This is a genomic window from Asticcacaulis benevestitus DSM 16100 = ATCC BAA-896, assembly GCF_000376105.1.
Lineage (GTDB): Bacteria > Pseudomonadota > Alphaproteobacteria > Caulobacterales > Caulobacteraceae > Asticcacaulis > Asticcacaulis benevestitus.
Genome location: NZ_AQWM01000001.1, coordinates 1 through 18,261, shown reverse-complemented (window position 1 = coordinate 18,261; position 18,261 = coordinate 1). Strand labels below are relative to the sequence as shown.

The 18,261-nt window shown below is 60.9% G+C and carries 16 protein-coding genes, 1 pseudogene and 1 riboswitch; of the genes and pseudogenes, 8 read left to right on the top strand and 9 right to left on the bottom strand.

Translation table 11 applies throughout. The annotated features are described in order from the left end of the window. The first annotated feature begins 190 nt into the window (after positions 1 to 190). From B060_RS0100090 to B060_RS0100080, 3 genes are all read left to right on the top strand, one after another. Complete coding sequence (locus B060_RS0100090) at positions 191 to 847, top strand: hypothetical protein (protein WP_018079705.1); 657 nt, start codon at positions 191 to 193, stop codon at positions 845 to 847. A gap of 173 nt (positions 848 to 1,020) precedes the next feature. Continuing rightward, positions 1,021 to 1,437, top strand: a complete 417-nt coding sequence (locus tag B060_RS0100085) for a hypothetical protein (protein WP_018079704.1) — start codon at positions 1,021 to 1,023, stop codon at positions 1,435 to 1,437. Positions 1,438 to 1,719: 282 nt separating this feature from the next. Next, entirely contained in the window at positions 1,720 to 2,004 is a 285-nt protein-coding gene (locus tag B060_RS0100080) for a hypothetical protein (protein ID WP_018079703.1), read from the top strand. A gap of 64 nt (positions 2,005 to 2,068) precedes the next feature. On the opposite strand, the gene B060_RS0100075 is transcribed toward B060_RS0100080, so the two are convergent. From B060_RS0100075 to gatB, 3 genes are all read right to left on the bottom strand, one after another. Further along, on the bottom strand, positions 2,069 to 3,430 hold the full coding sequence (locus B060_RS0100075; protein WP_018079702.1) for an ABC transporter permease: 1,362 nt from the start codon (positions 3,428 to 3,430) through the stop codon (positions 2,069 to 2,071). Next, positions 3,423 to 4,349, bottom strand: a complete 927-nt coding sequence (locus B060_RS0100070) for an ABC transporter ATP-binding protein (RefSeq protein ID WP_018079701.1) — start codon at positions 4,347 to 4,349, stop codon at positions 3,423 to 3,425. The genes B060_RS0100075 and B060_RS0100070 overlap by 8 nt, the downstream gene beginning before the upstream one ends. Positions 4,350 to 4,484: 135 nt before the next feature. Beyond that, positions 4,485 to 6,005 carry an Asp-tRNA(Asn)/Glu-tRNA(Gln) amidotransferase subunit GatB gene (gene gatB / locus B060_RS0100065; RefSeq protein ID WP_051081001.1) on the bottom strand — a complete coding sequence of 507 codons (1,521 nt, stop codon included), beginning with the start codon at positions 6,003 to 6,005 and terminating at the stop codon, positions 4,485 to 4,487. Positions 6,006 to 6,231: 226 nt separating this feature from the next. Here gatB and B060_RS0100060 point away from each other — a divergent pair, with 226 nt between their 5' ends. Beyond that, positions 6,232 to 6,471: a hypothetical protein gene (locus B060_RS0100060; RefSeq protein WP_018079699.1), complete on the top strand. Its 240-nt coding sequence runs from the start codon at positions 6,232 to 6,234 to the stop codon at positions 6,469 to 6,471. Between the two features lie 395 nt (positions 6,472 to 6,866). Here the strand turns inward: B060_RS0100060 and B060_RS0100050 are convergent, their stop codons facing one another. Next, positions 6,867 to 8,492: an alpha-amylase family glycosyl hydrolase gene (locus B060_RS0100050; protein WP_018079697.1), complete on the bottom strand. Its 1,626-nt coding sequence runs from the start codon at positions 8,490 to 8,492 to the stop codon at positions 6,867 to 6,869. Positions 8,493 to 8,703: 211 nt separating this feature from the next. Between B060_RS0100050 and B060_RS23590 the strand changes: the two genes are divergently transcribed. Then, positions 8,704 to 9,168: a hemerythrin domain-containing protein gene (locus B060_RS23590; RefSeq protein ID WP_018079696.1), complete on the top strand. Its 465-nt coding sequence runs from the start codon at positions 8,704 to 8,706 to the stop codon at positions 9,166 to 9,168. Positions 9,169 to 9,260: 92 nt separating this feature from the next. After that, positions 9,261 to 9,719 carry a hemerythrin domain-containing protein gene (locus tag B060_RS0100040; protein ID WP_018079695.1) on the top strand — a complete coding sequence of 153 codons (459 nt, stop codon included), beginning with the start codon at positions 9,261 to 9,263 and terminating at the stop codon, positions 9,717 to 9,719. Positions 9,720 to 9,730: 11 nt separating this feature from the next. On the opposite strand, the gene cytX is transcribed toward B060_RS0100040, so the two are convergent. From cytX to B060_RS0100025, 3 genes are all read right to left on the bottom strand, one after another. Further along, positions 9,731 to 11,044 carry a putative hydroxymethylpyrimidine transporter CytX gene (gene cytX / locus B060_RS0100035; protein WP_018079694.1) on the bottom strand — a complete coding sequence of 438 codons (1,314 nt, stop codon included), beginning with the start codon at positions 11,042 to 11,044 and terminating at the stop codon, positions 9,731 to 9,733. Between the two features lie 121 nt (positions 11,045 to 11,165). Then, positions 11,166 to 12,008: a TIGR00266 family protein gene (locus tag B060_RS0100030; protein ID WP_018079693.1), complete on the bottom strand. Its 843-nt coding sequence runs from the start codon at positions 12,006 to 12,008 to the stop codon at positions 11,166 to 11,168. A gap of 117 nt (positions 12,009 to 12,125) precedes the next feature. Further along, positions 12,126 to 12,614 carry a hypothetical protein gene (locus tag B060_RS0100025; protein ID WP_018079692.1) on the bottom strand — a complete coding sequence of 163 codons (489 nt, stop codon included), beginning with the start codon at positions 12,612 to 12,614 and terminating at the stop codon, positions 12,126 to 12,128. Between the two features lie 115 nt (positions 12,615 to 12,729). Beyond that, positions 12,730 to 12,845, top strand: a riboswitch (TPP riboswitch). Between the two features lie 95 nt (positions 12,846 to 12,940). On the opposite strand from B060_RS0100025, the gene thiC reads away from it, so the two are divergent. Together thiC and B060_RS27045 are read left to right on the top strand one after the other, a co-directional pair. Further along, positions 12,941 to 14,797: a phosphomethylpyrimidine synthase ThiC gene (gene thiC, locus B060_RS0100020; protein ID WP_018079691.1), complete on the top strand. Its 1,857-nt coding sequence runs from the start codon at positions 12,941 to 12,943 to the stop codon at positions 14,795 to 14,797. A gap of 318 nt (positions 14,798 to 15,115) precedes the next feature. Beyond that, positions 15,116 to 15,259 (top strand): hypothetical protein, encoded by a 144-nt coding sequence (locus B060_RS27045; RefSeq protein ID WP_018079690.1) that lies wholly within the window; start codon positions 15,116 to 15,118, stop codon positions 15,257 to 15,259. A 399-nt stretch (positions 15,260 to 15,658) separates the two neighbouring features. On the opposite strand, the gene B060_RS0100010 is transcribed toward B060_RS27045, so the two are convergent. Together B060_RS0100010 and B060_RS0100005 are read right to left on the bottom strand one after the other, a co-directional pair. Next, entirely contained in the window at positions 15,659 to 17,755 is a 2,097-nt protein-coding gene (locus B060_RS0100010; protein ID WP_018079689.1) for a catalase, read from the bottom strand. Between the two features lie 245 nt (positions 17,756 to 18,000). Continuing rightward, positions 18,001 to 18,261: pseudogene (locus tag B060_RS0100005) on the bottom strand (hypothetical protein); the annotation flags it as partial.

Genomic DNA, 18,261 nt, shown 5'->3' with positions numbered 1-18,261 from the left:
CTCTGCATCCGGGGCCTTTTCGTTGTCGCTGATGCTGGAACGCGGGAACAAACAGACGGGAAAACACTGTTTTTTGGCGCCCCTTACCTATGCCGCCATTACTATTCCGCCCCATTTCCAGCGGCATGCCGGCCCACAATGACGTCCTCGGAGGCCGATGACGCCTCACCATCATAAGAGGAAGACATCCATGACACGTATACTCACCCTGACCACAGCTCTGGCCCTGACTGCCGGACTGGCCCTTACCCCCGCCATTTCCAATGCCCAGCTTACGGGCGGCGCCCTGAATGGTGCAGGCCAGGTCGGCGGCCAGGTCGGCGGGCAGGTTGCCCCCCCTACAGGCCCAACCACCAGTCCAGTCACTGGCCCAGCCATTGGCCCGGTCACTGGTCAAGTCACTGGTCAGGTCCAGGGCAATGGCAGCCTGACCGGCGGCGCTGACGCGACCGGCGTTACTGACGGCCTGCAGGATCAGACCCGTTCCACCACTGACACCCTGAAGGACGATACGCGTATCCTGAAGGACCAGGCCAAGGATACGGTCAAAAAGACAGACGGCACCGCGACCGTGAACGGCGATGCCAATGCCAGCGCCACGACCGACAGCGATGGCCACCTGAAAGGCATGATCGATGCTGAGGCGAATGTCGCGGCAGATCCGAACGCGGCGGCCAATGCCACGCGCACGGGCGTCAATGCCGTGCGTGATGATGCCGGCCGGGTGACCGGTCAGGCCGGCGCCGCTGTCGGCGATACGATCGATACCGCCAAATCGGCCAAGCTCTCCGCTGAAGCCCAAGCCAAACTTGATGCCGAGGCCAAGGCCAAGATGGATAAGCACTAAGCGGCTAGAGCGCTTTCCGAAAAGTGTGACGCACTTTTCGGATAAAAAAGCGCGTCAAAACAAAAAATTACAGCGCCGATCTGATCCAATCAGATCGGAACACGCTCTAAGCGGCGCGCTTTCTTTCCGGAAAGCGCGCCGCCGCTCAGGATAGATTTCCAAGGAGATAGATTATGAAGACGTCATCCTATGTGCCCGCGCTCCTTATCGCAAGCCTTCTGACCGGCACCGCCGCTGTGGCGCAGACGACCGTTGCCACGCCGACGGGGCCTACACAGGAGATCAGCACGCCGCCCGCACCCGGCACCGCCCAGCACGATGCCCAGCTCAAGCGCGAACACGATCGCGCACTTGCCGCCGGAGATCATGCCAATGATCCCTACAATTCGACCAGCAGCGACGCGCTTAATCAGCATCAGGCCGCCCGGGCCGCAGAGTTGGGCACGGCGCCGGTGCCGGTCGATCTGGCCGCAAAGCCGGCAGCCCCTGAAGACGCGGCGCCCGTGCCGCCGGTGACCATTCCCCTGCCCGCTGATCCTGACCCGACTCAAGGGAAGCCCGTGGACGGCCCTCAACCGCCTATCCCCTGATCCCGCGCGGTCTTCGAAAAGACGGTCACAGGCTTATAAAGGCAAGGTTCTCGATCAGCCTGGATTAAATAAAGAGGCCATAAAGATAACCTCTATTTCGCCAACGCACCACAAACAGACCCCATCAATGACAAATTTGAGCCCCATTCTTACTAAAGTTTAACACTCGCTGAGACGACGTCTTATCAACCACTTTACAAACTCAGCGATACTTCCTGAAATATGCAAGTATATTCAGGGTCACTGTTAGTCATTCCTCCCCAACAGAGAAAGCAACTACACATGAAGTCTTCCATTCGCATCGCTTCCGCCGCCGCTGGTATCCTCGCCCTCGGCATCGTGCCTTTCATCTCGGTCGCTCAGGAAGTGCCGGCCACAGATCCCGCCGCCGCGACGGCCACCACCAGCTCGGCCAGCGAAAGCACCTCCGTCGCCGCTGACGGCACCGTCACCGCCACCTCGGAAGCTGCCTCCACCTCGGTCGCCGCCGATGGCACCGTGACAACGACGAAGGACTCCAGCAGCACCGAAAGCAGCGCTTCGTCCGACTCGGCCAGTTCGCAGTAAGCGGCTACGGGTTAAAAAGAACGACCCCCGATGCGATGCACCGGGGGTCTTTTTTTGTCTTTCATCAGGCGGCCGGCTTCTGCGTTGCAATCCGGAACAAGGTGCCCCAGGTCAGCTTGCCGCCGGTCAGCGCGCCCTGCTTGAAGGCCTTGCGGCCGACCACGATCATGAACCCGCCGACGATCACCATGCCACCCAGCGTCACCGCGATCTCCCACAGCGGCAGGGGCTGCGACAGACGCAGCGGCATCAGGAACGGCGTGAAGATTGGCACATAGCTCAGCCAGCGGATAATCGGCGAATCGGGCACCTGCAGGGCCGCCTGCATGCACAGCATCGGTATCATCAGCACCATCATGACCGGCCCCATCACCGCCTGCGCGTCCTTCTGGGTTTCGCAGAAGGCGCCAATCGCCGCGAACGACACGCCATACATCAGATAACCAAAGACGAAATAGACCGCCAGAAGTCCTAGATGCAGCGGCGACAACAACCCGCCGGCCGCCGCCTTGATAGCGCTGATCGCTTGCGGCGGAATCGAACTCAGGCCGTAGGTGCCCAGCAGCAGGCTGGCGCAGCCCCATATGCCGCCGACGGTCAGCAGCACCATGGCGACGCCCAGCACCTTGCCTATCAGCAGGCTTTCGGTCGAGGTCGAGGCCAGCAGCACTTCCAGCACCTTGCTCGACTTCTCCTCGATCACCCCGCCCAGCAGGATCATCGACGAGGAAAAGATGGTCATCCAGGTCGCGAAGCCCAGCATAAAGCCGATAAACCCGGTCCCGTTGTTGACCTGGGTATTTTGCGCCGCACCCGCCGCCGGCTTGGGTGTCAGGCTGACGATGTCGGCGCGGGCTTTACGCATGTCATGCGCCAGCTTCGCATCAACGCCATTCAGCCGAGCCACCTTTTCATATTGCAGGCCGTGCAGATCCCATTCGATCATATCCTTCAGGTTACCCGCCTGCGACGGCACCGACCAGATATCGAAATGCAGCTTCTCGCCTTCGTCATAGGCCAGCAGGATCGTCGACGGCTTGCCGCTGTCCTCCGACAGCAGGCCCGGTATCTTCGCCGCCGCCTCAGCGCGCGACATAACCGGCGTCAGACCGGCCGGCAAGGCCACAAGCCGGACCTCCTTCTGGTGCGCCATCCGCGCCGCCATGCGGGCCAGTGCGTCGTCAGGGGCCGATGCCGCGTCCGCCTTGGCCTGCACCATGGCGCGCAACTCAGGCTCAAGCCCCTCGCCGCTCAGATCGAGCACCGCCACCGACATGGTTTTGACCGGTGAGGTCTGGGCCAGCAACAGCGGCACCAGGATCACCGCGCCGATCAGCAGCGGCACGGTGAACAGCGACAGCCAGAAGCCGACGGTGCGGACAAAGGCGAGATATTCACGCTGGGCGATCAGGAAGGTATTACGCATCGGCTTCGCCTCCTGTCAGAACTATGAACGCCTCGTGCAGGCTCGGCTCCTTCGCCTCGAACCGCCGCACATCGAGCCCGCGCAGGAAGGCCGCCTTCAGCGCCTCGTGCGCCGATTGCCCCGCATGCAGCCGGCACTGCCACAGGTGCGCGCCATCCTCGGTCGCCCCCATATCGCTCACCGACGCGACCCCCGGCAGGGCCATCAAATCGGCCGCACCCAAGGCGCCTTCGAGATCGAGATGCCGCGGCGCCGCCGCCCGCGCCTCTTTCAGGCTGCCTTCAAACACCTTCTGCCCCTTGGTCAGCAGCACCACCTTCTCGCACAGGCGCTCGGCGTGCTGCATGACGTGCGTGGAGAACAGCACCGTCGCACCCCGTTTGGCCAGATCGCGGATCACCGTCTCCAGCCCCTGTTGATTGACCGGATCGAGCCCCGAAAACGGTTCATCGAGGATGACCAGTTCCGGCTCGTGCACCAGGCAGGAAATAAGCTGCACCTTCTGCGACATACCCTTGGAGAGCGAGCGGATCTGCTTGTTCATGAAGGGCCCTAGCCCCTGCGCCTCCAGCATCTCCTTGCCGCGTTTACGCGCCACCGAGGCCTTTACGCCCTTGAGGCCGGCCAGAAAGACGATCACGTCGACCGGCGTCATCTTGCGATAGAGCCCGCGCTCCTCCGGCATGAAGCCGATGCGGTCGAGCGCCTTAGCCGCTGTCCCGCCCAGCACGGTGATCTGGCCGGCGGTCGGTTCGGACAGGCCCAGCATCATCCGCACGCTGGAGGTCTTGCCGGCGCCATTGGGCCCCAGGAAGCCGCAGATCGTGCCGCGCTTCACCGCGAAACTGAGATCGCGCACGGCTTCGAAATCGCCATACTGTTTGCAAACGCCTTCAAGGCTCAGTGCCACATCCGCCATGTATCCCCTCCGGTTTGGCCGCACTATAGCCACACGCCGGACGATTGCACCAGATCAGACACAAAAAAGCCCCCGCACCTGCATGCGGGGGCTTTGATGTGATGCTCCCCTGTTTACGGGGGAGGATGAACTGGCCTACAGCCCCAGCTTGCTCTTCAACAGCTCATTGACCGCCGCCGGATTGGCCTTGCCGCCGGTGGCCTTCATGACCTGCCCGACGAACCAGCCCAGCGCCTGCGGCTTCGACGCCACTTCCGCGGCCTTGTCCGGATTGGCGGCGATGATCTCGTCGATGGCTTTCTCAATCGCGCCGGTATCGGTCACCTGCTTGAGGCCGTGTTTTTCCACGATCTCGGCCGGGGTGATCGTCCCCTTGCCTTCCCACATGTGCTCAAACACCGTCTTGGCGATCTTGGACGAGATTACATTGGTCTCGATCAGTTCCACCAGTCCGGCGATCTGCCCGGGCGGCAGCGGCGAATCCGAAATCTCCTGACCGTCCTTGGCCAAACGCGCCAGCAGTTCGTTGGTCGTCCAGTTGGCCACCAGCTTGGCGTCACGGCCCCCAAATTCTTTCAGTTTCAAGACGGCCTTTTCATAGTAATCCGCGCGGTCCTGTTCGGAAATCAGCACCTGCGCATCATACGACGACAGCCCGTATTGCGAGATAAAGCGCGCCTTCTTGTCGTCCGGCAGTTCCACCAGTGATTTGCGGATATCCTCGATCCACGCCTCTTCCAGCTCGACCGGCAACAGGTCGGGATCAGGGAAATAGCGATAATCGTGCGCCTCTTCCTTGGAGCGCATCGAGCGCGTCTCGACCTTCACGGAGTCGAACAGCCGCGTTTCCTGATCGATCTTGCCGCCGTCTTCCAGAATCTCGATCTGGCGGCGCGCCTCGAATTCGATCGCCTGCTGCATGAAGCGGAACGAGTTGACGTTCTTGATCTCGCAGCGCGTGCCGAAAGGCTCGCCGACGCGGCGCACCGACACGTTACAGTCGGCGCGCATATTGCCCTTTTCCATGTCACCGTCGCAGGTGCCGAGATAGATCAGGATGGTGCGCAGTTTCTTAAAGTAAGCAACGGCTTCGTCCGAAGATCTGAGATCGGGCTTCGAGACGATTTCCATCAGGGCTGTGCCGGCGCGGTTCAGATCGACATAGGTGGCGTTGGGGTCGAGATCGTGGATCGACTTGCCGGCGTCCTGCTCCAGGTGCAGCCGTTCGATGCGCACGGTGAAGCTTGAGCCGTCATCGCGCTCGACCAGCACCTCGCCCTCGCCCACGATCGGGTGGAAGAGTTGCGAAATCTGATAGCCCTGCGGCAGGTCGGGATAGAAGTAGTTCTTGCGGTCGAAGCGCGAGAAACGGTTGATCTCGGCTTTCAGGCCAAGCCCGGTTTTCACCGCCTGCTCCACGCAGTACTTGTTGAGCACGGGCAACATGCCGGGCATGGCGGCGTCAACGAGGCTGACCTGCTCGTTGGGGCCGGCGCCGAAGCCGACCTTGGCGCCGGAAAACAGCTTAGTGTTGGAGGCAACCTGCGCATGGACTTCGAGGCCCATGACGATTTCCCACAGGCCGGTCCGGCCCTGGATCAGTTTGCTGGGATCGGCCACGCGGCCGGAATCAAGAGGAGAAGCGATGTGTGTCATAGGGTGGATATAGCGGGAAGAGATGGCGGCATAAAGGTTTTTTTCTTCGGCAGATGAAAGGATCACAAAGCATTTAAGGATGTAATCTTATCTTTCTTATGTGGAGTAATTTTATGCACATTTATTCTTTCAGAAAATGGACATACACTCGGCCAAGTAAATCACTGCACGCTTTAAAGTAATCCTCCAGCTTCTAGGAGGAAACATTTACGTGGATACGCTTCCTATGGACAAGCGCAATGCGATCATCGACCATGTTGTCGATATGCTGCTTTTCGACTTCTCGCTCTTCATTCCATTGACGTTTAGGCACGCAGGCGTGTCTCCAAATGCGTCGGCGGCATTGGCTGCTTACAATGTCCCACTTGATAATCCGAGGTTTATTGAGGGCTACATCCTGCCGCCCATGGCCGGCCAGACCGGCCAGACCGCCCAAAGCGCCCCAAATTCGCCCTTAAGCCCTTAATTTAGCCGGCCTTTCAGCGAGCGCCTCCCTTCCCTGTTAGCCGCCCGTTCACCCGAAGCCTCGCCCCAGACGACCACACAGACGCAGACTCTGGCGCCACAAGAACGGCCTCAAGACCAACCAGAAGAGCCCTCGGAAGAGGTCGCGTTCGTCCAGCTATGATGACGACGCTATAGACGCCCCCGAAGAGGCCCCCGAAGCTCTTCCGCCCGCCGCCCTCGATCTGGAACAACGCGCCAACGCCATCTTTCAGGCCTATCTCGACAGCCGCGCTGCCGAGCCGGAAGACGAGGACGGGGACGAGGACGACGAAGACCCCACCGGCCCGCCGTAAACGCGGCGCGAACCACCGCATCCGCTGATCCGCCGTCTGTCTTCCCCTTAAAACCCCATCTCTATTGCCGTGCGAAGACGTAAGACGTCTTGGCCGGTATTGTCGTGCCCAGCGTTCCGTTGGCGGTCGACACCGGCGCCATGGCCGCCTCCCCCACCCCGCGCAGAACCTGCTGATACGTCCCTGCCCCGACCCTGAGGCTGACAGTCTGCGGCTTATCCGACAGGTTGATCACCACCGCGACCTGATCGGTGTCATTCGTGCGGGTGAAGCTAAGTACCGGATCGCCGGCCTTCGACTGCACCTCAAGCACGCCGGTGCCGAACACCGGCCGGTCGCGCCGCACCTGATAGAGCGCGCGGTAATATTCGAGCAGGGACGCCGGATCACCCGCTTCCGCCGCCACATTATGGCTGGCAACATTGATCGCCACGTCGCGGTAAGGCTTCCCCGTGGTGAAGCCGGCGGTGCGCGGATAGCCGGTCCAGCTCATCGGCGAGCGGATGCCGGGATCATTGAACACGCCGCCATTGCTCATGCCGATCTCCTCGCCGTAATAGCCAAAGGGCGTCGATGAGGCCAGGATGGCGATGGCCGCCGACAGCTTGTAATCGGCCGGATTGTTGACGCCGAACTGGTTGATCAGCCGGTCGCCGACATAGGAATCGTGGCTCTGCAGGGCCAGCGGCATCAGGTCGGCGTGGGGATTGGCCAGTTGCGCGCTCAAGGGCGTCTGCAGCGAGCCCTTGCGGGCGCTGTCGATGATCGAGGCCTGGACGCCATAGGCAAAGGCGCTGCACGCCTTCACGTACATCTCCGCGCCTTCGGAGGCCTCGCAGATCATGTAGCGGTTGTCGTAGGCGTCGAGCGTTTCGCGCAGCTTCGCCACGATGCCGGGATTGGCGGGATTGTTGAAATAGCGGTCCTTGCCGTCCTCGATCAGCATGGTGACCGCATCGAGCCGGAAGCCGTCGACGCCCTTGTTCATCCAGAAGCGCATGGTGTCCTGGAGGTAGGCGATGACCTTCGGGTTCTTCAGGTTGAGGTCGGGCATGCTGTCGGAGAAGACGCCGTAATACTGGCCCACGCCGCCAGGCACGGTTCGGCTGACCGGCTTCCACGGGTCGTTGTAAAAGGCGCCGCTGACGCCGCGCATCTTGGCATTATACCAGCCGGGGTTCTGGTCGGAGAAGACGTACCAGTCGCGGTAGGGGCTGGTTTTCGAGACGGCGGCGGCCTGAAAAAGGGCGTTGCCGCTGCCCGAATGGTTGACGACATAGTCGATGATAACGCCGATGCCGCGCTTGTGGGCTTCCTGCACGAAGCGCTCGAAATCGGCCATGGTGCCGTAGTCCGGGTTGACGGCGCGATAGTCATTGACCGCGTAACCGTGGTCGCCGTCTTCGCTCGGCATCATCGGCATCAGCCAGATGCCGGTGACGCCGAGGTCGTGGAGGTAATCGAGCTTTTGGGTGAGGCCGTTGAAATCGCCGATGCCGTCGCCGTCGCTGTCCTTATACGAACGGACGAAGATCTCCATGAAGGACGCCGAGCGGTTCCAGTCCTTCGGCAAGGCGCTGGCTTTGGCGGTGACCGCGACAGGCGACACGTCGATAACGGGTGCCGCCATCGCCGGCAAGGCAAGCAAGGACACGGCGGCGGCCAGCGCCAGGTGCGTAAAGGTCATGATCGGCTCCCTGTTTTTGACAGGGTGACACGGCAGGCGCGGGATGGAAACGTGAATACGTATGCGCGCCTTTGGGGGCACAGAACCGGAGTGCTTTTTATCGGGTTTGGGTGGTGATTCTTATGGCTTTCTTACCTTGTGGTCATAGTCTCGTATGTCTTCGCTACAGGGTTGCGTGCAGGATAAGCCTCAAAAGATATGGAGGTTTCCCATGGATATCTATGCCTATATCACCCGCGATCACCGCCGCGTGGCCGGCCTTATGAACGACCTGATGTCGATCCGCCTGCCCGCGATCCGCCAGACCCTGTTCGATCAGATCGTTGACGAACTGACGCTCCACAACGACAGCGAGGAACGCACCTTCTATGCGGCTCTTGAACACGCCACACAGACCCAGGCGATGAACGACAAGCTCGAACATGCCGAGCATGAGCACCATGAGATCAAGGCCCTGCTGCATGTGCTGAAACGCCTGTCGATCGGCTCGGAAGAGTGGATGGAGAAGTTCGGCGAGCTGAAATTCGCCGTCGAGCATCACGTGGCCGAAGAAGAAAGCACCGTATTTGACAAGGCCAAGATGGTCTTAAGCCCGCTCGATGCGCACCGGCTGGCACTCTCCATGGAGGCGCTCAAGCAGCAGATCCGGCAGGATCAGCCGGTCGCGGTTGGATAGAGCCTCGTCACGAAAGGGTGACCATCAATCGATATGCGTGAAAACTCTTGTTAAGCAACCTTAGGTAATGTGGCGTATCAGGGAGTTTTGTTATGGACATCTACAGCTACCTCGGCAAGGAACACAGTCGGCTCACCGGTCTGCTGAACGCTCTGCCCGAAGCCGCCACGCTCGATAAACGCTGGCAGGCCTTTGATATGCTCAAAGCCGAGCTGGAAGCCCATTTCGAAAGCAAGGCGCGCACCTTCTACGCCGCGCTGTCCGGTGCTGTGCCTGAGCTTCCCGATCAGGATGTCGCCATGATGCTGCATGTCCTGTCGCGCATGGATATGGACGATCTCGGCTGGGCCGACAAATTCGCCGAACTGCGCGAGACAGTGATCGGGCATTTCTACAGCGAGGAAAGCGCGGTCTTCGATCTTGCCCGTCAACAGATTGACCCGCAACAGGCGCACCATCTCATGCTGGAGATGGAGGTCATGAAGCAGGGCCTTCTCGGCGGCGACCTGCTGGTTATGGCGCCGTCTGATACAGAGAACGCCGTACAATAACTGGCAGCGCGTCAGACGTCTGCCGGCCTGGCAAACATCTGCGCCAATGCCCAGTAGGTGACGGCCGCCACGAAGAAGGCCGGCAGGGTGGCGCCGACCGCAGGCAGAAAACTGAGGACGTAATAATAGGTGGCGATGCCCGCACCCCACGCCGCGAAGGCGCTGACATGCACGCCATAGGTAAAGCGGTAGACGCCCATGATCCGAATGATATCCTTCGCCACGATCTGGCGTTTGCGGATGAGGAAGTGATCGACCAGCAGCACGCCATAGAGCGGTGTGAACACCGAACCAATGGCGTAAAGGAAGGTCATAAAATTGGCCATGGGCACGAACAAAGCGATCACCGTGCACAGCAGGCCAAAGCCTATCACCAGATGGCGGATGCGGAAGTGCAGCAGGCTGGCCATCGAACTGGCGGCCGAAAAGATATCGGCGAAGACATTGTCGGTCTCGTCGATCAGGATCAGCAACAGCGCCAGTCCGCCGCCGGTGGTGGCCAGGGCCGACAGCAGCATATCGGCCGGGTTTTCGGTCAGCAGGGCATAGGCCGCACCAAGCGAAAAGAACCAGATATTGGCCAGCACGAAGCCCGCCGAACTGCCGCGAAACACCGCCTTCGAGGACTTGCCGAAGCGGGCATAGTCGGCGATCAAAGGCAGCCACGACAGCGGCATGGCGATGACCAGATCGATGCCCCCGCCCAGCGACAGCGATCCATCACCCTTGCGTGCGAAGGCGTCGGCAAGGTTATGTCGCGACAACAGCGCCCAGGTCATCCAGGCGGCGCCCGCCAGCAGCAGCCACAGGCCATATTGGCGTAGGAAACGGCGGATAAAGCCGAGCGGCCCCATAACGGCCAGCAGGGTGGCGGCCAGTCCGAACACCAGCGTCCAGACGATCGGGAAGGTCAGGCCAAAGGTGTTGGTCGAGAGCGTGTTGGCGGCGTCGCGCATGGCGATGATCTCGAACGATCCCCAGCCGACAAGCTGAATAACGTTGAGCAGCGCAGAGATATGCACCCCGCGCACGCCCAGCGTCGGCCGCAAGGCGCCCATGGTGGCCAGGCCGGTATCGGCCCCGACCACGCCGGCCAGCCCGAGCAGGAGCGCGCCAGCCACACTGCCGATGACGATGGCCAGCAGGCCCTCGGTCAGCGACAGGCCCGGCACCAGATAGGCGCCGGCCTGCAGCACCAGAAGGCCGATGCCAAGCGAGAACCATAGCGAGAAGGCATCGCGCGTCGTCAGGCTGCGCTTGCCCTCCGGCACGGGGACGAGCGGGTCGTAGGCGTCGTGATCGGAACGTTCGGTGTTGTCTGACATGGATAAGCTTCAGGAATCGGGTAAACCCTAGCCTTAGCAGACTTACCGAAGCAAGAAACCCCATCACCGCATCTCGCGCTACGCGCGTCGTGCGGTCCCCGGCACCGGCCAGGTGAGCTTCCTAGCGGTTGCCGCCGATCAGATCGCCAAGGCCACCGAGCACCGAGCCCTCGCCGCTGTTCTGGCCGCTGCCGCCGATGGCAGCCCCAATCCGTCCGGCCAGACGCGCGAACGGCAGGGACTGGATCCACACCTTGCCGGGACCGGTCAGTTGCGCGAAGAAGACCCCTTCCCCGCCAAACACCATCGACTTGACGCCACCGGCCTGGATCAGGTCGAAATCGACCGTATCGGTGAAGGCCGCCACGCAGCCCGTATCGACATGCAGTTGCTCGCCGGCCTTCAGTTCACGCTCGATCACCATGCCGCCGAACTGGACAAACACCCAACCGTCGCCCTCCAGCTTTTGCATGATGAAGCCTTCGCCGCCGAACAGGCCGGTCATGATCCGCTTCTGGAAAGCGATACCGAGCGACACGCCCTTGGCCGCCGCCAGGAAAGCGTCCTTCTGACAGATCAGCCGGCCGCCGACCTGATCGAGCTTGATCGGCACGATGGCGCCAGGCACCGGCGCCGAAAAGGCGACGCGCGCCTTGCCATGGCCATTATGGGTAAAGACGGTGGTGAACAGGCTTTCGCCGGTGATCAGACGTTTGCCGGCGCCCAGCAGCGCGCCCATGAAGCCGCCGCCCTGTGCGCCGGAGCCGTCACCGAACACGGTCGTCATGCCAACGGACGCATCCTTCCAGACCATGGCGCCGGCTTCGGCGATGGCGCTTTCACCCGGATCGAGTTCGATCTCGACGAACTGGAGCTCCTGCCCCCTGATCTCGAAGTCGATATCGTCCGCCACGCCGGACTTGGCGTGGTGATGGGTGACGGGAACGGATGGGGTGCCGAACATGGTAATCCTCTCATAGCTGTGTTGTGAGAAGATGTAGGGCCACCGGCGCCGATGTGAAGAGACTTTGAAAAAAGAAGTGTGGGGTAAAAAGAAGTGTGGGGCAAAAAGAAGTGTGGCTTACCTGTAACGGAATTTCACATCGTGCCAGCGCGGCACGAAAAACCAGATCTTGCCGCCACGCTGGCTGATGACGACCTGCTCGTCCGATACCCAGCGTGCATTGACCTTGGCGCCGGTGCCAAAGGCCGCGACCGCCTTTCCGCCACGCGCCGTCTCGCCGGCACGACGAATGAAAATCTTCTGCTCGGGCACGGCGCCAAAGCAACTGACGCTGGCGATATTGAGTTCTAGCGTGCCCCCCGGCGACCGGATCACCTTGCCGGGTTCGCTCGCGCAAAAGGGCGCGGCGATCTCATGGACCTGCCAGCTCACAAAACCGGCAGCGAGGGCCAGAACAGCGGTGACGCCAAGGCCGGCGAACCAGTACCAGTGATGGCGCTCGCGGACATGGGCATAGCCGTGGGCATGGTGCACCTCATCATAGGCGCCGGTCTGCAAATGCAGATCCTGCTCCGTCACCTGTGTTCCCGGCCCTTGCAGCGGCATGTCTATCCTTGCTGGCGGCGCTCCGCCCTGTGGATAAGTTTACCGCTATCCCCTTAAGGAAGCCTCAACGGCCATTCTGTCCTTGCTCCCCTCGCCGGCTTCCTCTAAATTCGCCCACAGTTCACCGGGGTGTCCGCGCGTAAAGGCGGGCTGAGACGAGGGTCTAGTCCTTCAAACCCGTCGAACCTGATCCGGGTCATGCCGGCGAAGGGAGATGACACGCTGTGCGTCCACATCCGGATTCCAGCCATACCTGACGCTCATGATCCCTCTTTTATCGCCCTCAAGCCGCAAAGCGGTAGGGCAATTTGAATGTGAGGGACATAATGAATAAGCCAATCAAAGACTTGAAACCCATCACGGTCGAGGCCTCGCCAATCCCCGGTTCGCGCAAGGTGTATGAGCCCGGCGTCCGCTTTCCGGACATCCGCGTGCCCTTCCGCGAGGTGGCGCTGCACGAAAGCGCCAACGAACCGCCGGTGACGATCTATGATTCCTCCGGCCCCTATACCGATGCCGGCTTCACGCCCGACATCGCCAAGGGCCTGCCGCGCCTGCGTGAACAATGGATCGTGGACCGCGGCGATGTCGAATATATCGAGGCCCGCGAAGTGAAGCCGGAGGATAATGGTATTTTATTAAGGGGGGGCAACGTCTCCGAAGGTGCTTTGGCCCCGCAATTCCCCAACCTGCCCAAGGTGTTGCGCGCCAAGGACGGCAAGTCCGTCACGCAGTATGAATACGCCCGCCAGGGCATTATCACGCCGGAAATGGAATATATCGCTATCCGCGAAAATCTGCGCCGGAAAGAACAGGCCGAGACGGTCCGCGATGGCGAGGACTTCGGCGCGTCGATCCCTGACTATGTGACGCCGGAATTTGTCCGCGATGAAGTGGCGCGTGGCCGGGCGATTATCCCCGCCAATATAAACCACCCCGAGGTCGAGCCGATGATCATCGGCCGCAACTTCCTGGTCAAGATCAACGCCAATATCGGCAATTCGGCGGTCACCTCCTCGATGGAGGAAGAGGTCGAAAAGATGGTCTGGGCCATCCGCTGGGGCGCCGATAACGTCATGGACCTGTCGACCGGCCGCAATATCCACAATATCCGTGAGTGGATCATCCGCAATTCCCCGGCCCCGATCGGCACGGTGCCGATCTATCAGGCGCTGGAAAAGGTCAATGGCGTGGCCGAAGACCTGACGTGGGAGGTCTACCGCGACACCCTGATCGAACAGGCACAGCAGGGCGTCGATTACTTCACCATCCATGCCGGCGTGCGTCTGGCCTATGTCCACCTGACCGCCAAACGCGTGACCGGCATCGTGTCGCGCGGCGGCTCGATCATGGCCAAGTGGTGCCTGGCGCACCACAAGGAGAACTTCCTCTACACGCATTTTGAGGAAATCTGCGACATCATGCGCGCCTATGACGTGTCGTTTAGCTTAGGCGATGGCCTGCGCCCCGGCTCGATTGCCGACGCCAACGACGCCGCGCAGTTCGCCGAACTGGACACGCTCGGCGAACTGACCAAGATCGCCTGGGCCAAGGGCGTTCAGGTTATGATCGAAGGCCCCGGCCATGTGCCGATGCACAAGATCAAGGCCAATATGGACAAGCAGCTTAAAGTTTGCGGCGAAGCGCCCTTCTACACCTTGGGGCCCCTCACCACCGATATCGCGCCGGGCTATGACCACATCACCTCAGGGATAGGCGCGGCCATGATCGGCTGGTTCGGCACCTCGATGCTGTGCTACGTCACGCCGAAGGAACACCTCGGTTTGCCTAACCGCGACGACGTGAAAACCGGCGTGATCACCTACAAGATCTCGGCCCACGCCGCCGATCTCGCCAAGGGACACCCCGGTGCGCAGGCCTGGGATGACGCCATGAGCCGCGCCCGCTTCGAGTTCCGCTGGCAGGACCAGTTCAATCTGGCGCTCGATCCGGAAACCGCCCGCGCCTTCCACGACGAAACCCTGCCGAAGGAAGCCCACAAGACGGCGCACTTCTGCTCGATGTGCGGGCCGAAGTTCTGCTCGATGAAGATCAGTCAGGAGGTGCGGGATTACTCTGCCGCGATGACCGATAATGAACGCGCGGATATCGAAAACGGCATGGCCGATATGTCGCAGAAATTCCGGGCTCTCGGCTCGGAGATTGACGTACCGGCAGAATAGCAGGGGCACAGCCCCTGCACCCATATGTTAGACGGCGCTTTAGTAACGGGGTGTGGGGTCTGTGACCTCACATCCTTTCTTTTACTGGTTGCGATTGCAACTTGTAATTCGCCTGAAAAGCGTCTATATAGGCTCTATCAACGCCGATAGTCCGGCGGGTTTCCGATATTCGATCGAGCCCCGGACGCGTACTTTCTCGCACATCACCGTTTGATTGCCGTGCCATTCGGGCGCGGCTGCTTCAGCTATTGAGCTTTCAATCGCTACATACCCATAAGAAAGACCGTCCGGCAGCAACCGGCGGCAAGGATTTCTACTATGCAACATCTTACCCAAAAGACTCACCCTCGTCCCGATCTGCGACTTGTGGCCGCCCGCGCCCTGCGCTGGCCCCTGGCCCACGTGGCGCCCGGCTTCAGCCGCCGCGAACTGCAGCGCCTCGTCGCAGACATGATCGACTAGAGCGCTTTCCGAAAAGTGTGACGCATTTTTCGGATAAAAAAGCGCGTCAAAACAAAAAATTAGAGCGCCGATCTGATCCAATCAGATCGGAACACGCTCTAGGTTCGGCCCCGCCTGTTCAGACGTAAAAACACCCCGCGACCTGATGATCGCGGGGTGTTTCCGTTTTGGGAAGGGCGCGCCAACACCCTCCCCGCTTTTCATCCGGCCTGCGGCAACCCGGAGAGGAAGCCAAACCGGACAAAACTCATACAATTGTCCGTAGACATCTTGCCGGCCTTTCGCAACGGATATAGTATATTTTATTCTAAATAACCCTGACTGTTACTTTTTAGGCGCAGTTATAACGCGCGCACCACCGGTGCGCGCGTTTCAGGTCAGACTATATTGTGAGACGGCTTAAGCCAGGGTGCGGACGCCCGGCTCGCGGTCAAAATAGCGCTTGGCCCCGGCCTTGGGCAGGTCTTTCAGCGCCACAATGCCGGCATCCGGCACCACGCCCGCCTTATCGAGCAGGGCCTGAGCGGCCGGCGTATGGCCGATCGCCTTGAGGTGCCCGAAGGCGTCCATAACGAACTGCACCGCCGCGCTCTCCTTAAGTAAGGCAGCGGTCGCCTCTTCTGACAGCACCAGCGCGACAGCGTCGAAAATCTGCGACGGCGAACCGGCCAACTGGCCATCCGCCTTGACGGCCGTACCGTCCGACAATGTGGTTTTCCCCACCTTCGGCGCGACCACCACCGCCTTGCCGCCGGCATCCTGCACCGCCTTGATCAGCGCCTGCAGGGCCTCGGCATCGCTGCCGTCATGGATCAGGATGCCGACCTGGCGACCTTCAAGCGTTGCCTTCAGCTTTTTCTGAATGCTGAGGGCGGGTGAAGCGTCCATATCGACCAGGGCTCGCGCCGCCGGGTTCGCGTCGGGCACGTCAATGCCAAGGCCCTCAGCGACCCGCTTGGTCAGGTCTTCATCGACATTGCGCAGATTGGCCACCGTGCGGGTCTGTACGGGTGCAATACCGACCTTGGAGAGCTCAAACACGAAGCTGGAGGCGATATGCGCCCGCTCATTATCCGTCTGCGATATCCAGAACAGGCGTGCCTGCGAATAGTGGTCGGCGAAAAGCTCAGGCCGGACGCGCAGCTTAGGCCCCTGCTCGTCATGATCCGCCCGCCCCTCGAAGCTGGTAAAGCCGGTGGCCGGACATTCGCGCGGCCCGCCCTCTTCCCCCTGCGCCGCCAGCGAGTTCGGCTCATAATTGGCGCGTCCCTTGGGAACCTGCATCTGCATCATGCCGTCGCGCTGGAAGTTGTGCATCGGGCATTTCGGGGCATTGACCGGAATCTGGTGGAAGTTGGCGGTGCCAAGACGCGATTTCTGCGTATCGAGATAGGAGAACAGCCGGCCTTGCAGCAGCGGATCGTTCGAGAAGTCGATGCCGGGCACGATATTGGCCGGGCAATAGGCCACCTGCTCGGTTTCGGCGAAGAAGTTGTCCGGGTTGCGATCCAGCACCATGCGGCCGACAATGCGCAAGGGGAGCACTTCTTCGGGAATGAGCTTGGTCGAGTCGAGCACATCATAGGGCTGGCTGTCGGCGAAGGCCTGATCGAAGACCTGAAGCCCCAGTTCCCATTCGGGGAAGTTGCCGGTGTCGATCGCCTCATAAAGATCACGGCGATGGTAGTCATTATCCGCCGCCTGAAGCTTCAGCGCCTCTTCCCACAGGGTCGATTGCGCGCCGAGCTTGGGCCGCCAGTGGAACTTGACGAAGCTTTCCTTGCCCTCGGCATTGACCATGACGAAGGTGTGGATGCCGAAGCCCTCCATCATGCGTAAGCTACGCGGAAGGGTGCGGTCCGACATCGCCCACATCAGCATATGGGTGGTCTCCGGCATCAGCGACGCGAAGTCCCAGAAGGTATCGTGCGCCGAACCGGCCTGCGGATAGGCCTTGTCGGCCTCCATCTTGACGGCATGGATCAGGTCGGGAAACTTGATGGCGTCCTGGATGAAGAAGACCGGAATGTTGTTGCCCACCAGATCCCAGTTGCCTGCCTGGGTGTAGAACTTGACCGCGAAACCGCGCACGTCACGCGGGGTATCAACGCTGCCGGCGCCACCGGCCACCGTGGAGAAGCGCGTGAACACCGGCGTTTTTTCGCCGACGCGCTGGAACAGGTCGGCTTTCGTGAGATCGGCCAGCGATTCGGTCAGTTCGAAATAGCCATGGGCGCCGGAACCGCGGGCATGGACGATGCGTTCCGGAATGCGCTCGTGGTCGAAATGAAAGATCTTTTCGCGCAAGACAAAGTCTTCGAGCAGGGCCGGCCCGCGCGCGCCGGCCTTGAGGCTATTCTGGTTATCGGAAACGCGAATGCCCTGATTGGTGGTCAGATGCGCGCTTTCGCGGGTCGGGCTGTGTTCACCGCCCTCATGATGCACCTGCTGATGGGTTTCGCCGCCCTTGCCTTGCGTGGTATCGAACGTGTCCATGGTATCGCCCTGTGTTTGAAGATGTGCCTTAGATGGCGTCCACCACCGGTAAGGAAGCCATGCCTATGCCCGCACGCGCCGTAAGGAGATTATAAGTTGGATATCAGTGCCTTTCAGCCCATCGAGGCCATTACGGCGGATACGCCCGAAGAGGCCGACCGTCTGCGCGGTCTGGCGGTCGAAGCGCTCGATTATATTCAGGGCTTTAGCTGGTGCCCGCGTAACCGGGGCACATTCCGGTGCAGCTACGTTGCTGCGAGCCTGACGAGGGTTGGTAGCTTTTGGACGTATGGAGCGTCTTGGACTGTGAAGCGGTCGCCAAGGAATCGGTAGAACGAGATCTTGAGCTTTGCGCAGGTTTTCATCAGGCCGAGCATGGCATCTCGGGCGGCCTTTCCGGCGTCGCTCATGGTCCCGCCTGATATTTTGCGCTTTGTCACGATAGAGCGGATGTCGTTTTCCGAACCGTTTGTGTGTAGTGGGATGTCTGGGCGGTCCAGCACACG